We start from the raw sequence: 14754 nt of genomic DNA on the forward strand, positions 1-14754 counted from the left end.
GCGGAGTGAGTGAATGCGGTGCGCTAGAGAGCGACCTAAGGTGCAACGTCTCAACGTGAAAGCTATCAAAACGCCGATCTTTCATTCAGAAAAATTTTTACGGTTGGATTCGGTTCAGATCGGCATATCATTCAACTTTCTGCACCCTACACTCGGATCTGCAAAATTTACAGAGTTATCTGGCAATGGCATGATGGGTCATCGAGAGGATGTTGTAGTCTTGTGTTGCAGATGCTCAACAATTTTCTCAACAAAACAGGCAACTGCTAGAGGTACCTGACGACGACTCGGATAAACGATGTAAAATTCGACATTGAAACGTCCTATTTCAGGCAGAATATGAGTTAGACGGCCGCTTTGCAGGTGATCATTCAAAAATCGCAGCGGCAGGAGACAAATTCCCAAACCGGCCAATGCGGCCTTTAGTTGAGATTGTGCCGTGTTAGCGCAAAAACGGCCGGTAACTTCAACTTCATGTAGGCCTGTCGGCCCATCGAGTACCCATTTAGTATTACCTACAGTTCTAGTATGACGAATACATTGGTGTGAGGTAAGTTCCTCCACAGACTGAGGGCTTCCATAATTTTGCAGATAGTCGGGGCTCGCCGCTAATATCTGAAACTCCGTGCCAACTTTACGTGCGATCAGATTTGAATCTGGTAATTCACCACCTCTGAACGCGACGTCGATGCCTTTATCAATCAAATCATCTCGGCTATCGCTGAGTAGAAAATCCAATTGGATACCAGGATACTGCCTGAGGAAGTCGGCGATCCATTCCATCATATATACATCAAAAAAATCCGCCGGAGCTGCGACCCGCACGGCGCCAGATGGCGCAAGATTTTCACTTACCAAATAGCGGCCTACATCTATTAAATCATTGACTTGGGCCGCGCTAAGGTCATAAAGGGAACGTCCGGCGTCGGTAAGTGCCAATTTTCGCGTGGAGCGCTGCAACAAACGAACACTTAGCTGCTCTTCCAATTGACCGATACGGCGACTTAGAGTGTTGGCCGGGATTCCCATTCGCCGCGCTGCGCCGGCAAAACTACCCTCGTGCACCACTTGGATGAACATAGCGATTTCATTTAGATCCAGCACGGTATTGCTTCCAATAATGGAGGAGTTCAAGCCATCTCTAGCGACTAATCAAAGCACACGTTCCTGATTATCCTTGAGCATCTTTTCCAATTTGAACAAGGTGCTGGATGACACTTTCCGTAACTACAACGAACCGTATCGTATGGGCAGTTCGTATCTTCGTTGCCATAGCCTTCGTGGCCGCGGCCACTGCAAAAATTGCAGGCTTTGCACCCATGGTCGCGGTGTTCGAGCAGATTGGCATCGGGCAGTGGTTTCGCTATTTGACGGCATGCATAGAGCTTGTCGGTGCGCTACTTCTACTAATACCCACCACTGGTTTTTTCGGCGCTCTACTACTCGGATCTACAATGACTTGCGCGGTAATAACCCACCTATTAGTCATCGGAGGATCCCCGGCACCGGCAATTTTGCTCGGCGGCCTGTGCTGGTTTATTGCCTTCAGGCTGCGGACAAATACAACAGCTATAAAAACTAGCGACAAGCGAACTGCCCCGAACAGAAGAATCTAATCGCTAGCCCTCTCGTTCGTAGTCATTCACGAGTTACGTCCCATAGGCGAAAATGGGACGTTATCGCTGCGGAAATCTCGTACGGTTGACAGACGATTGGCTTGATGTAGGTACCAGTGCCTTTTGTCCTAGGCCTGTACGAGCTAGCTAACCGCCAGTTGGTGCTGTTTTTTCCCTAAACCAAGACACTGCTTATACATCCTCCGCTACGGAAGGTAGCTTTCACCTGGTGTTTTAAAGCAAGCTCCTGTGGGACTGCCAGTGATGATTTCTACATGAACGCGGGCAGAGGAGTTGCTAGATGCACACCATGTGAAGCCGAAAGATCTCAACGATGGATAGCGTCACGCGGCGCCTTAATTGTGCACCCTAAGACGGACACTATTCGGGAGATCGGCGATACCGATCCACGAGAGCTTTGAATGCGAACATGGCACGCTCGTCGGCAAGCGGCTCATAGAGAAAGCGACTTGATACGTGATGACCAAGATAAATGCTGCGCAGCTCCCAGACCATCTGATCAACATCAACATCGTTTCGCAGCGTCCCTTCAGCTATGGCCTCGCTGACAAGACTGGACAGCAAAGCCTGCGCCCCCGCCTCCGCCTTACGAACATGCTCTCGAACGCCCCCCTCTAGATCGTCAAGTTCGAAGAACGCAGAAGCAATGGGACACCCCCCTCGCAACCCAATTCGCCGCGTCCACCCCAGCCAGTTACGCATCAACGCATCTAGGCGTGGGAGACCAGGCGGCTCCAACATTGCAGGCGCTATCACCTCAGACGCGGCGAGCGAATCGGCATGCTCTAGCAGGCGTAATTGAATGTCGTCCTTGGAGCGGAAATGGGCAAATAAGCCGCTCTTTGACATGCCCAGGGCCTCAGCCAATGCCCCGAAGGTAACGCCTGACAAGCCTGTCACCGTCAGCATGTTGAGCCCCTCGTTGAGGATACGGTCGTACGTTTTCTGCGATGTTTTTTTCATTCTTGAATAATACGACCGATCGTGCTTTTATTCAACCTCAAACCATAAATCACTTATCCACCGGGAGAGCAGCATGAGAGAGCACGAGAACGAAATCGCACCTTTGCAAATCGGTATGGTGATTTTCCCTGGTATGACGTTGCTCGACCTTGCCGGCCCCCAGCTGGCGTTGTTCGGGCACGGGCCAATCCACTTGCTATCAGAAACCCTTCGGCCAGTCATGAGCGATTCCGGCATAGCAATCCTGCCGACGCTCACCTTCGAAGAGTGCCCAACAAACCTCGATATCTTGTTCGTTCCAGGTGGCAGTGGAGCCTTTGACGCGATTGAGGATCCAAAAATTATCAGCTTCCTACAGAAGCATGGCGAAACTGCTAAGTACATTACCTCGGTTTGCACTGGTTCAATTCTGCTTGCCGCAGCCGGCTTATTGGATGGATACAAGGCGACTACACACTGGGCTACCGTGTCGATGCTAGAGGCATTGGGGATAGAAGTCGTGAATGAGCGCGTCGTAATAGACCGCAACAGAATTTCCGGCGGTGGTGTGACGGCGGGCATCGACTTTGGACTGACTCTGCTCGCGAAATTGCGCGGTGAGACCGCGGCGAAATGCTCGCAGCTGATGATGGAGTACGACCCTAAGCCTCCCTTCAACTGTGGCACGCCTAACGTTGCAGACCTCGAAATTGTGGCGACCGTTAATAGGATATTAGAAGCGCCAAATGCCGAGGGCCTAAGCATTATCAAAAAATTTAAGGACCGGCATCTGGCTGCGGTTTGAACTCATGTTGAGATCCAGGCCCATCAACTGAGTGGTTTCTGAAATGTGCTCGGGAAATGGGAGGATTCCTTGGGTGCAAAAGAGGCATGTGTCCATCGCGAGCTTCGTACCACTGGCAAGTTTGTGGGCAATACAAAGCGCGCGACGACCTGCACGGTGTAAATGATGTTTAAGACAAAGAACGCGAGCCGCTAAGGGGCTGGCAAAATTTTTCCAGCCTAACCGGTGTTTCAAAAATGCGCAGGACACCCCTTCCATCGCTCGCACGAACTGCTCTGCTTTTAGGGCTATTTACGGCGGCAGGGCCTATCGGCATAGACCTTTATCTTCCAGCTTTTCCGGAAATACAAGAGGCACTTGCGACTGGTGCAAACGGAATCCAGATCAGCCTTGTCAGCTACTTTGTAGCCCTGGCACTGGGTCAACTCTTTTACGGACCGCTCAGCGATCGATTTGGAAGACGTGGCCCTCTGGCTATCGGATTCACAATATTTTTCGTCGCATCAGCAGGGGCTGCACTCTCTCAATCAATAGAGGCTTTAATCGGATGGCGCTTCCTCCAGGGACTCGGCTCCTGCGCTGGAATGGTCATTGCCAGTTCAATAGCGCGTGATTTGGAATCGGGAGTAAGGGCAGCACGCCTGTTTTCGTTGATTGTATTGGTTCTTGGCGTATCTCCGATACTCGCTCCCAGTATGGGCGCTGGTCTCATCTCCCTATCGCCGTGGCCTATCACCTTCTGGTTTATGGCGGGCTTTGCAATCATCGCTTTGCTTGTTATCGCGCTGCTAATGAAGGAAACGCTCTCCCCTACTTATCGCGCGGCGAACCTAACTTCCGCATTCAATATGTATCCGCGAATACTCGCCGACCAGACTTACCTGCGAGCAGTCATGACTGGAGCATTCGCACAAGCTGGATTTTTCGCTTACATCGCGGGCTCTCCCCAAGTATTCATCTCGCTACACGGCCTTTCGCCAACTATCTACAGCACGTTATTTGGATTGAATGCCTTAGCACTCATAGGTTCGGCACAGTTTACCGCCCCCCTGCTACGCCGATTCGCTGCAGACCGCATCATCGGCGTTGCAACGACGGTTTATTTAATGCTGTCAATGACTCTATTGGCGACAACGTTGTTGCAAGCTGACGGGCTAATAGTCACGGTCACACTTCTCTTCTTTATCACCACATGCCTTGGATCAATCGCGCCCATCACGGCAATGCAGGCGGTCAATAATCATCCGAATGCAGCTGGCGCAGCATCCGCGCTTATGGGATCAATTCAATTCGGCGCTGGAGCGTTTGCAGGCGTTCTACTTAGTCAACTCGCGGATGAAAGCGCTAAACCACTCGCGGCCGTTATCAGCGGATGCGCATTACTCGCTACAGTCAGTCACTGTCTGCCAATGTTAAGGCGACGGGCTCTTCTTGAATAATATAACCGTCTTACGCCGTATGAGAGCGTATGACCGCTTTGAGATGAGTCCCATCGATGTCAAACATCTGCCCCCGAAGTGAAACTCTTTATTCCAGTCGTCCTTTACGAACTTTACAGATGGAGCCATAACAGTGATTACATTATTTTCACCCGTATCACCTCTTCGCATACAAATCGTGTTATTTAACGGCTTTGATTTATTAGATGCTATCGCGCCTTACGAAGTATTCCTTGCTGCAGCGGATGCGACTGAAGGTGCTTTGCGAGTAAGTTTTGTTACAGCGGAGGGAGCACGAGAGGTTCCATGTGGCATTAGCAAATTATTAATTCCAGCAGAAGGCGTACTGTCACTCGACAGTGCAGATATCGTTCTGCTGCCAGGGGCGGCAGGAAAAACATCAGGTAGTAGTTCCGAATCTATTCCTTTTTTACTAAATCAAGCAGCGCAGACAGATATCAATTCGATCATGCGTGAAGCACTTGCTCACCCCGACATTACTGTTGCAACGGTCTGCGGTGGTTCATTGGTCTTGGCGATGGCCGGGCTTATAGAAAAACGTAATGCTGTGACTCATCACTTAGGAATGCCCGTATTAGAATCCTTAGGGGTCTACCCGATAACCGCAAGAGTAGTGGATGACGGAGACTTGATTAGCAGTGGCGGCGTTACTTCAGGCTTAGATTTGGCATTGTATCTGGTTGAACGCTTCTTAGGACCTCGTATCGCACACGATATCGAACGCTTATTCGAATATGAACGACGGGGTACGCCTTGGCGCGCACTAGGGATGTTGCCCGCTTTGGCAGAACCGGAGAATGAAAAAGAACGTAACGATTTGCGAGTAAAGGCTATTACATTACCCAGCGCCATAGACTCGATTTCAAAATATTCTGGCGATTGGGATACCGTAATTAATACACCTGTTGGCGCACTAAAAATAAAACTTTTTATTGCTATAAAAAACGGCACCATCCAAGGCACTGCCAGTCATGAGAATGAAGTAATTCCTTTTAACGAAATCTATTTTTCAGATGACCAACTACGTTGGACTCAACAGATTACCAAGCCCATGAAACTGAATCTTAAATTCGCAGTTCGCGTAAAGCTTAATGATATGACCGGAACTGTAAAAGCTGGCTTACTACCAGCATCCAAACTACTAGGAAAGAGAATAATAAACTAGCACAAGGACGAGATCACAAAACTTGTACAAAAGCCACTCATGCCCTTTATTTTCCATGAATACAGAAAATGCCTGCATGCCTTACGCATGGGCATTTTCTGATTAAAATCTGTGGATCTCCATTTTCATCCGCGGTTGAGGTCTTGAGAGCGATTAAGTTTAAGCATTTTCAATCACAACGTTACTTTCAAGCTCACGAACCAGCGGGATGATCTGACGACCAAAATCAATTAGCTCGTCGTCATAGTGCAGGAAGCCTGCAAGCACCATGTCCACACCGACGGCTTGCAATTCACAAATCCGTTTGACAATTTGATCAGGTGTCCCAATGAGGCCAGTTTTGAAGCCATCGTTAAACTGAATCAAATCCTCAAAGCTGGAGTCGACCCACATACCTTTTTTATCAGACGTTGACTGCCCTGCTTGGCGGACGTACTTCCGAAAGCGTTCGACCACATCGACATCAGCATTCTCGATAATATCTTCCAGTACCTTACGGGCCTCCTGTTCCGTTGGGCGAGAAATAACAAACGCATTGACTGCGAACTTCACTGTACGTCCCTGCTCATCCGCTAGCGCACGAACCTCTGCAATATGCTCGGAGATGGAGGCTAACGAAGCTCCGTTCATAAAGTAATAGTCGCTATGGCGAGCGGCCATCTGCCGAGCAGCTTCAGAGTTACCGCCTTGAAAGATTGAAATAGCCCCCTTAGTGGTAGGCTTGGGACGAAAATCAGCATTTCTGATGCGGAAGAAGTCACCGGAAAAGTTAGCATTGCTTTCGGCCCAGGTCGCTCTGAGAACCTGAATGAACTCTTCGGTACGGCGATATCTTTCGCCATGCTCGAGCCACAGTTGCCCTAAAGCGGTGTATTCATCCTTAAGCCAACCACTGACTACGTTGATCGCTGCGCGCCCTTGGCTGATTTCATCCAATGTAATGAGTTGTTTGGCCACCACGGCCGGATGAGCTAGGCCGGTCGCAACAGCTACGATGGGGACTAGTGACTGGGTGGTTGCCGCAATACCAGCAGCCATCACAATCGAGTCGTATGTGCCTTCGTCTCCTTCTAGTGACGACACAAAACGTGTAGCAAGCAAGGTATATTTGAAGCCGTTTTGCTCCGCTATGCGGGCGTAATCCTGGTTGCCGGCAAAGTCGCAACGCGTTCTGTTGACAATGCGCGTTGCCACTAACGAAGTCCCTAGATTGGGAGCCCAATATCCGAATTCAATAGCCATTTTAGTCAAAGCCCTCCGACCGCCAATTAATCATTAACGCAAACGTCACACCTTCAGGCAGCAGCTAATCCGCCTAAGGGCAAGAGATACCAATATTGATAACCACTAATTTTCTTTAAAGAGTCGCTACTACCGAGTCTTTGTGAAAAGGTAGATCAAGCAACTTCGATCCGATCCAAAGTGATCCGCGCATCCGACTTCTCATACATGAGCGAGTCAAAGGCATTCCTCACCTCTACTTCATCAGCAACACGTTTTGCCCTGGTGACGATTGCGTCCCATTGACTCGGATCCGCCTCTGTCCAGAATCGCAGTCGGCCAATTGAGCGGCCTTGAATACGCTCAACCGAACCTTGCAAAAGCACAACGTCGTTGCCTAGTGCCGAAGCAATGGCATAAGGACTAGGCTCTCGCCCGGCGCTGCCGTTAAAGAACAAATCTAGAGTCAGGCCATCGCGTTTACGTAAACCATTCTCTTTTTGTACATGTTCAAGCGCCCCGAGCAATGAGTGAGTCACTGCGTGCTTAGGTGCTCCAAATACTTGCCAGACTTCACCAGACTCGACCACTTGCCCATCATCGAGAACCGCCACGCGGTCGCAAATATCTCGGATTACGCCCATTTCATGCGTGATTAAGACAATTGTTAGACCCAGTCTGCGGTTAATATCGTCAAGTAAGGTCAGGATTGACTGAGTGCTCTCTGGGTCTAACGCGGATGTTGCTTCATCACACAACAGGATTTCCGGTTGTAGTACTAGGGCCCTAGCGATCCCAACCCGCTGCTTTTGACCTCCGGACAATTGCGCCGGGTAAGCATCTTTACGCGCTTCTAGACCGACGAGCTGAAGAAGCTCGGCGACGCGCCGCTGACGCTCTCCATGGGAGACCCCCATCATGCGTAAAGGCAGGGCGACGTTTTCGGCGACCGTTCGCGAGGACATGAGATTGAAGTGTTGGAAGACCATCGACACGCGTTGGCGCAGTAAACGCAGACGCTTGTGTTCGAAGTGACTAATATCCTCCCCGCTTATTATTATTTCTCCCTCGCTAGGGGATTCCAGTAGATTAAGCATCCGCAACAGCGAAGATTTGCCCGCGCCGCTGCGCCCAATAATCCCGAATATCTCTCCTTGATAGATATCCAGTTGGATATCGCGTAATGCGCGGACGCCATTGGGGTAACGCTTACCCACACCTCTAAGGCGAATCTTAACCTCAGGATGCTGGGCTTCTTGGGGATAGACCATACAGGGGGCTCTTAAAGGTGATTAGTCGTCTTCACCAGGTCAATTAGCCTACGTCTCAGAACGCAGGGTAAATGGCACCGTGATAACGCGTCTTAATAAAATCTCGCGTCGCATCACTGTTCAATGCTTCCGCAACAATTTTAATTGCCTTGTCATGCTCGTTTTCAGGACGGGTGACCAAGTATTCGCCCCAAATATTTTTGCCGTCCTGACCCTTCTCAATGTATAGCGATTTTTCTAGCGGCAGCTTAGCTTCCAGTACGTAGTTACCGTTTAGGGCAGCCAAGTCGACTTGGCTCAGTGATCGCGGCAACATAGCCGACTCCAGCTCTACAATCTTGAGTTTTTTTGGATTCTCGGTGATGTCGCGTAGCGTCGGCAGCGGGTCTTCTGGAGTTTCCAAATCGCCTTTGCCATTCAGCCTAATTAGGCCTAGCTTCTGCAGCACTAGGAGGCCACGCCCGCCATTGACCGGATCATTCGGAATGGCGACACGTGCACCATCGGCCAACTGGCTGACGTCAGTAATCTTCTGCGAATAGGCAACGAAGGGTTCGATGTGTACAGGAACGATGGGCACCAGTTGGGTATGGCGCTCACGATTGAAATCATTAAGGAAAGGTCGGTATTGGAAGTAGTTGGCGTCCAATTGCTTGGATACCAACTGAGAGTTGGGCTGGATATAGTCCGAGAACACGCGGATATCCAGATCAACTCCTTGTTTGGCCACGATGGGCTTGATGAATTCAAGGATTTCACTATGGGGTATCGGGCTTGCACCTATGATGAGTTTTTCGCCAGCTTGCGAAAGGCTAGCAAACAACAGACTGGAGGCAACCAGGGTCGAGGCCGCCCATTGGCTTAATTTCATATATGTATTTCCTTTGAGGGTTATTTACGGCTGAAATGGGAAATGAGGCGGTTACCAGTGGTTTGCAACAATTGCACTAGGACGATGAGCAATAGCACGGTGACAATCATTACCTCTGTTTGGAAGCGCTGGTAGCCATAGCGAATGGCTAAGTCACCGATACCACCACCACCGATGGCGCCGGACATAGCGGTGTAGTCAACCAACACGATGGCAGTAACGGTAACCGCTGAAATAAGACCCAATCGGGCTTCAGGAAGTAGGGTGAACCAGACGATTTGCAAGTGCTACCGCCCATTGATTGGCCGGCTTCGATTAAGCCGCGGTCAACTTCGCGCAACGCGGTTTCCACCAAACGTGCGAAAAATGCCGTTGTGCCTACTACGAGCGGTGGAATCACTCCGCGGACTCCTAACGATGTGCCGGTGAGCATCGTGGTCACTGGAATCAGTACGATCAGCAAAATAATGAAAGGCACGGAACGCAGGATATTTAGTACGAAAGACACTACGCCATAAAGAAACGGCTGCGCGAGAAGTTGACGTTTGCCAGTGAGGAACAGTGCCACCCCCAATGGCAGTCCAAACAACACAGTGAAGAGCAATGCACCGCCGAGCATGGACAACGTGTCTACGCTGGCTTCGATGATCTGGCCCCAATCGATAAATTCAAATGTCATCAGTATCTTTCCTCAAATCCACGAATGAAAAAGGCGGCGTTAGGCCGCTAAGCCAAGTCGCTAGCTTCTGGTTTGAGCCGGGTCCGTTGCTAGTATTGGTCTGCAAGCCGTCTCATCTGCTTTTCAGTTTTTTGCGAAATATCAGCATCGATGCGAAAGCCTGCATATTGCCAATAGCAATACTTATGCCATTGAGAAAATTCAATATAAAACAATATGTTATCTTATCTAACTCGCATTTTCGGCTTTTTCATTCAACAGCAATTTGTTGAGTCGGTGTTTCTGACGCAACACTTAAAAGACCCAAGCGTCATTTGGCAGCTGTGGAAACGCTGAATTCCGGTGAGTAAGACACGTAAAGCCCTGGAAGAATTATCACGCGTGCATTGGCTCGATCGAATCATTGATAGAGACTTTCTGGGGATTAGTGCTTGCGGCTACAGCCACGTGGTTGCCTTCGGCGTCGCCGGCTTCGTTTAGAGCATCACTGCCGCTTGACAACCGACTGAACAAATTGTTTAATAGCAGTGAATTAACTTTTAATGAGCTGTGCAATGCCTCCCCAAAAATCCCTCACCGCCCTAGGACTGAAGATCCGCGAATTTCGCAAGATGCGCAAAATGACCGTCCGCCGACTAGCGGATGAATCAGACATAAGCGCGAGCATGATCAGCCAGATCGAAAACGGGAAAGCTTCGCCGGCTTTTGCCACCATGGTTCGGATAGCCACCTCATTGGGATTGTCTTTAGCAGATCTGATCAGCGATGGTGAAGCCGCTCCACGCTCTAGGGTAGTACGCAAGGAAGAAAGGACTTATGTCGAATGGGGAGAGGCATCAAAGAAATATCTGATTACACCTCGGCCATTTCAGCATGTCGAAGCATACGAGCTAGACCTAGCTCCAGGTGACCAGATAGACGACCTGACTTATGGTGATACTTCTATCTTGCTGGTGGTTACGGCGGGCCAAGGCACCGTTCAGGTCAACCAAGACTTATTCGATTTGAAGGAAGGCGACAGCCTATCGTTCATTACTTCAGAAACACATGGTTTTGCTAACAAGGGTGACGTACCGTTTCGCGCGATTTTCATACTGACACCGCCAGCGACTCCACTTAAAGAGACGGACATACACTAGACCGTTGCCAAAGACTTTAGCGTTCCCAAACCCGTAATGCCAAGCAATAAGAATTGGTTAACGGGCTTCTGCATCCCAAAAAAGGTAAAACTGAAATGCCAAATATCACAGTAAGAAGACGCTTAATCAAAGGATTAATTGCAGTTGCGGCTATACCAGTAGTTGCACTGATTTCGAAAAAATCGCTGGCGGCACCAGAAAATCCGTCGCACAAACCGGTCGGTTCCCTTCCCTCTGTACTCACACCCAAAGGCTGGACGTGGAATGAGCCTCATGGCTTTGTCTGGGGCCGGGTAGCACCCCCCGCCTCCCACACAATCTACGTTTCCGGGCAAAGCTCTGTAGATGGCGGCGGCAATATCCTTCATAAAGGAGATATGGGCGCTCAGCTCGAAAAATCGCTAGACAACCTTGAGGTAATTCTGGCTGAAGCTGGTGCAACGCTGGCAAATGTAGTCAGTGTTACTTACTACACCGTGGACATTGAACAATTTTTTGCAGCCATGGAGACTCTCACAACTCGCATGGAAAAAGCTGGGTGCAAGCCAACATCAACATTGCTAGAGGTGAAGAGGCTGTACCATCCGGATATCCTGTTTGAGATGGCATCGGTTGCAGTTGTATGACAACCGATAGATCTGTTACAACAGAATTTATCTTAAACTGTATTGCCCTTTTAAATAGCCAGATGGTCTGACCTATCTCGACGGAATAGGCAGACCATCTGGAAAATATTCAACACAAATCAATTGTTGGAAGTGCCGCTGCTCGCTGGCGGATTGGGCTACTCGTTACTGCATGCCCGATGAAGAAGGCATAAAACTTCACCTTCGGACATCAGCCCTTTTTCAACGACTAAATCCATCAATGTGCGACCGGTTAACTGTGCGATATTGACAAGCTCTGCAGTGTTTTCGTACCCGATTCTAGCCTTCAAAGCAGGCGCCACTGCAGTTGAACGTATTAGATTCGATTCACATTGATCCGCAAGAACCTCTAGCGTCTTTACGCAATGCTCATGAAACCCATCGAGCGCGCTGTTTAGGACTTTGATGCTTTTGAACGAAGAGTAACCAATCAAGGGGAGGTAATTGTTGCAGTCGAGTTGCCCTGCCGCCACCGCAGGAGCGATGGAGGCCTCTAACCCTGAAACAAGAAAAGCAGCCTGGACCATTCCCATTGCGAATACTGGATTCACTTTGCCTGGCATCATTGAGGATCCAGCCTGCTTCGCTTCAAGTCGGATCTCTTGCAAACCACCAACTGGGCCAGAGCTGAGCAAAATAAAGTCGTTGGCAATCTTAGATACAGCGAGCCCGGTCGTTTTCATAGCAGATGAAAGCGTTGCGAAGTGATCGAGATTCTGAATGCCATCGAAAAAATTTTTGTCAGCGACCAAAGGCTGATTGGAAAAATCCCTAAGAACACTCAAAATCATATCGGTATAACCAGGGTAGGCTCCCAAACCAGTGCCGATGGCAGTCCCTCCAAGTGGTACAGAATTTAAAGATTTTTGTATTTCTTCAAGGTTTCTTGCGCTTCGATCTACAAGTTCGGCGTATCCGCCGAAAGACTGTCCGACCCTCACTGGTAGCGCATCTTGCATGCAGGTCCGGCCAATGCGCAAAGTATTGTTAAATCTAATCTCCTGTTCACGAAATGTCTCGCCACAGCTACGCAGCTTCGCTACAAGCTGACCAACCTCGCCGTGCAGTGTTAGTTTTATTGCAGCAATTAATACATCGCTTGTGGACTGTGCATGATTGACGTCATCTAAAGGGTTTATTAGATGATATTCCCCTGGGCATTTGCCTTGAAGCTGCAATGCTCGGTTGGCCAGTACCTCATTCACGTTCATGTTGATGGAGGTGCCACCAGCACCTTCTAACATATCAACGATAAAAGGTTCGAACGTTTGGGTTTCCACGATTTCCTTGCAAGCGGCTGAAATCGCTTCTGCTGTACTTGGAGCAATCTTGCCGTATGCACCATTAGTGATTGCTGCAGCCCATTTAATTTTTATCAACCAGCTGAGGAAATTTGGGTAATCGCAGAGCCGCTCCCCGGCGTAAGCGAAATTCTTAGCTGATCGATAGGTGTTAATCCCATAAAGGGCATCTATCGGAAGATCGCAATGCCCCAACGCATCCTTTTCCGTACGCAGCAAACCATATTCAGCGCTCACTATTCACCGCTCCCATAGATGCGTGCCTCGTTTCAGGAGCCCAAAGTGCACAGACTATTCCGCCAATCAGAAGCACTGCGACACAAAGGAATACGGCGAACTGCCCACCGAAGCTGGCGACGATGGTAGGAAAAATAAACGTTGAAGCTGCTGAACCGAGTCGGCTTATCGCCGTAGCAACGCCGAGTGCAGTAGCTCGAATAGACGTAGGAAACAGCTCGCCAGGATAGACGAAACAGAGGTTATTCGTCCCGCTTAAAATGAAAGCGAACAATGCGAAGCAGCCGATGATGACATAGCTAGGCAACGTTGTAGAAAAGGTCATACAGGTAAGCAGCGCCGCCCCTATAAAAAAGCCTCCGATTAGGAATACACGTCGGCTAATCCTATCGACTAAAACGGCTCCTAAGATAGTCCCCAGCACGAGAAATACGTTGTAAACCAATCCCCCCAAAAACTTATCGGTAATATTGAGTGACTGGAATACCAAGGGGGAAAAAGTCCCTAGTGCAAAATACGGGATGACCAGACACATGTAGAAAAAACCAGCGATAAAGAGGTTGCGTCCCCACTTACGTGAAAGAAGCCGCTCCCGTACTGGCGCTGTAGTGGTCTGAGCTGGTCGAGGTAACACCACATGATCGCCGAGGTGCTTGGCCACAAGGTCATTAGCTTCTTGAACCCGTCCTTTACGCTGCAGCCAAAGTGGAGACTCTGGAATGTTAAATCGAAGCGCGAGCGCGATTAGTGACGGGATGGCACTGGTTGCTAGCATTACACGCCAGATATCCGGCCCGTGGTCCTTCAGAAAGTACCCAAGAATGTAGGCGCACGCATATCCGAGAGCCCAAGCGATGGCCAGACCACTCAGCATCCGCCCTCTCCACCGCTTAGGTGCATATTCGATAACCAAGGCTTTGCTAACCACGTAGTCAAGACCAAGGGTCAATCCGAGTAAAACTCGAATAATCAGCAAGTGCCATGCGTGCTCTACCCAGAATTGGGAAATAGAGATCACAGCGAAGAGCACCATGTCGTAGTTAAACAGCATTTTTCGGCCAATTTTGTCTACGAGCGCTCCGGCGAACAAGCTGCCGACGCAAAGCCCCGCTAGCGAGGCAGCACCGAGTATTCCCATCCAGAATGCGTCCAAATGCAGTTGCGGTGCGGCTAGAGTGAGCGCCAGTCCAATAATGCCTAGGACGAACCCGTCGCTGAATTGCCCGCCGGTGCCAGCGATTGCAACCCGCCAATGAAATAGCGAAGCAGGCGCATCTTCAAAATTAACAGTAGGCTTGGTCAAGGTTGTCTCTACAACCGCCGATGCCCCATGGGTATTATTCATAATTATCTCCAAGGAAAGCATACGCAGGCTCGTA

The 14754-nt window shown here is 49.6% G+C and carries 13 protein-coding genes and 1 pseudogene; 6 read left to right on the forward strand and 8 right to left on the reverse strand.

The window, feature by feature from the left end; translation table 11 throughout:
* Positions 1-198: 198 nt before the first annotated feature.
* Positions 199-1134, reverse strand: coding sequence for a LysR family transcriptional regulator (locus tag ACIOYV_RS11635; RefSeq protein WP_401323803.1), 936 nt, complete (start codon positions 1132-1134; stop codon positions 199-201).
* 77 nt (positions 1135-1211) lie between these two features.
* On the opposite strand from ACIOYV_RS11635, the gene ACIOYV_RS11640 reads away from it, so the two are divergent.
* Positions 1212-1616 carry a DoxX family protein gene (locus tag ACIOYV_RS11640; protein WP_401323805.1) on the forward strand — a complete coding sequence of 135 codons (405 nt, stop codon included), beginning with the start codon at positions 1212-1214 and terminating at the stop codon, positions 1614-1616.
* 381 nt (positions 1617-1997) lie between these two features.
* On the opposite strand, the gene ACIOYV_RS11645 is transcribed toward ACIOYV_RS11640, so the two are convergent.
* Positions 1998-2600: a TetR/AcrR family transcriptional regulator gene (locus ACIOYV_RS11645; RefSeq protein ID WP_401323807.1), complete on the reverse strand. Its 603-nt coding sequence runs from the start codon at positions 2598-2600 to the stop codon at positions 1998-2000.
* Positions 2601-2673: 73 nt separating this feature from the next.
* Between ACIOYV_RS11645 and ACIOYV_RS11650 the strand changes: the two genes are divergently transcribed.
* From ACIOYV_RS11650 to ACIOYV_RS11660, 3 genes are all read left to right on the forward strand, one after another.
* On the forward strand, positions 2674-3384 hold the full coding sequence (locus ACIOYV_RS11650; RefSeq protein WP_401323809.1) for a DJ-1/PfpI family protein: 711 nt from the start codon (positions 2674-2676) through the stop codon (positions 3382-3384).
* A gap of 236 nt (positions 3385-3620) precedes the next feature.
* The gene (locus ACIOYV_RS11655; RefSeq protein ID WP_401323811.1) at positions 3621-4823 is read left to right on the forward strand and encodes a multidrug effflux MFS transporter; all 1203 of its coding nucleotides are present in this window, start codon (positions 3621-3623) and stop codon (positions 4821-4823) included.
* A gap of 133 nt (positions 4824-4956) precedes the next feature.
* On the forward strand, positions 4957-6009 hold the full coding sequence (locus tag ACIOYV_RS11660) for a DJ-1/PfpI family protein (RefSeq protein ID WP_401323813.1): 1053 nt from the start codon (positions 4957-4959) through the stop codon (positions 6007-6009).
* A gap of 159 nt (positions 6010-6168) precedes the next feature.
* Here ACIOYV_RS11660 and sfnG read toward each other — a convergent pair whose 3' ends face one another.
* The 4 genes and pseudogenes from sfnG to ACIOYV_RS11680 form a co-directional block, all read right to left on the reverse strand.
* Positions 6169-7251 (reverse strand): dimethylsulfone monooxygenase SfnG, encoded by a 1083-nt coding sequence (gene sfnG / locus ACIOYV_RS11665; protein ID WP_401323815.1) that lies wholly within the window; start codon positions 7249-7251, stop codon positions 6169-6171.
* A 155-nt stretch (positions 7252-7406) separates the two neighbouring features.
* Positions 7407-8501, reverse strand: a complete 1095-nt coding sequence (locus ACIOYV_RS11670) for a methionine ABC transporter ATP-binding protein (RefSeq protein WP_401323816.1) — start codon at positions 8499-8501, stop codon at positions 7407-7409.
* A gap of 55 nt (positions 8502-8556) precedes the next feature.
* Positions 8557-9372, reverse strand: coding sequence for a MetQ/NlpA family ABC transporter substrate-binding protein (locus ACIOYV_RS11675; RefSeq protein WP_401323817.1), 816 nt, complete (start codon positions 9370-9372; stop codon positions 8557-8559).
* Positions 9373-9392: 20 nt separating this feature from the next.
* A pseudogene (locus ACIOYV_RS11680) lies at positions 9393-10051 on the reverse strand (methionine ABC transporter permease).
* A 554-nt stretch (positions 10052-10605) separates the two neighbouring features.
* Here ACIOYV_RS11680 and ACIOYV_RS11685 point away from each other — a divergent pair.
* Together ACIOYV_RS11685 and ACIOYV_RS11690 are read left to right on the forward strand one after the other, a co-directional pair.
* On the forward strand, positions 10606-11190 hold the full coding sequence (locus ACIOYV_RS11685) for a helix-turn-helix domain-containing protein (RefSeq protein ID WP_401323818.1): 585 nt from the start codon (positions 10606-10608) through the stop codon (positions 11188-11190).
* Between the two features lie 95 nt (positions 11191-11285).
* On the forward strand, positions 11286-11816 hold the full coding sequence (locus tag ACIOYV_RS11690; RefSeq protein WP_401323819.1) for a RidA family protein: 531 nt from the start codon (positions 11286-11288) through the stop codon (positions 11814-11816).
* Positions 11817-11974: 158 nt separating this feature from the next.
* Here ACIOYV_RS11690 and ACIOYV_RS11695 read toward each other — a convergent pair whose 3' ends face one another.
* Positions 11975-13375 carry a lyase family protein gene (locus ACIOYV_RS11695; RefSeq protein WP_401323821.1) on the reverse strand — a complete coding sequence of 467 codons (1401 nt, stop codon included), beginning with the start codon at positions 13373-13375 and terminating at the stop codon, positions 11975-11977.
* Positions 13365-14720 carry an MFS transporter gene (locus tag ACIOYV_RS11700; RefSeq protein ID WP_401323823.1) on the reverse strand — a complete coding sequence of 452 codons (1356 nt, stop codon included), beginning with the start codon at positions 14718-14720 and terminating at the stop codon, positions 13365-13367. The genes ACIOYV_RS11695 and ACIOYV_RS11700 overlap by 11 nt, the downstream gene beginning before the upstream one ends.
* Positions 14721-14754: the final 34 nt, after the last annotated feature.

The organism is Pseudomonas sp. NPDC087342, from assembly GCF_044744265.1.
Lineage (GTDB): Bacteria > Pseudomonadota > Gammaproteobacteria > Pseudomonadales > Pseudomonadaceae > Aquipseudomonas > Aquipseudomonas nunensis.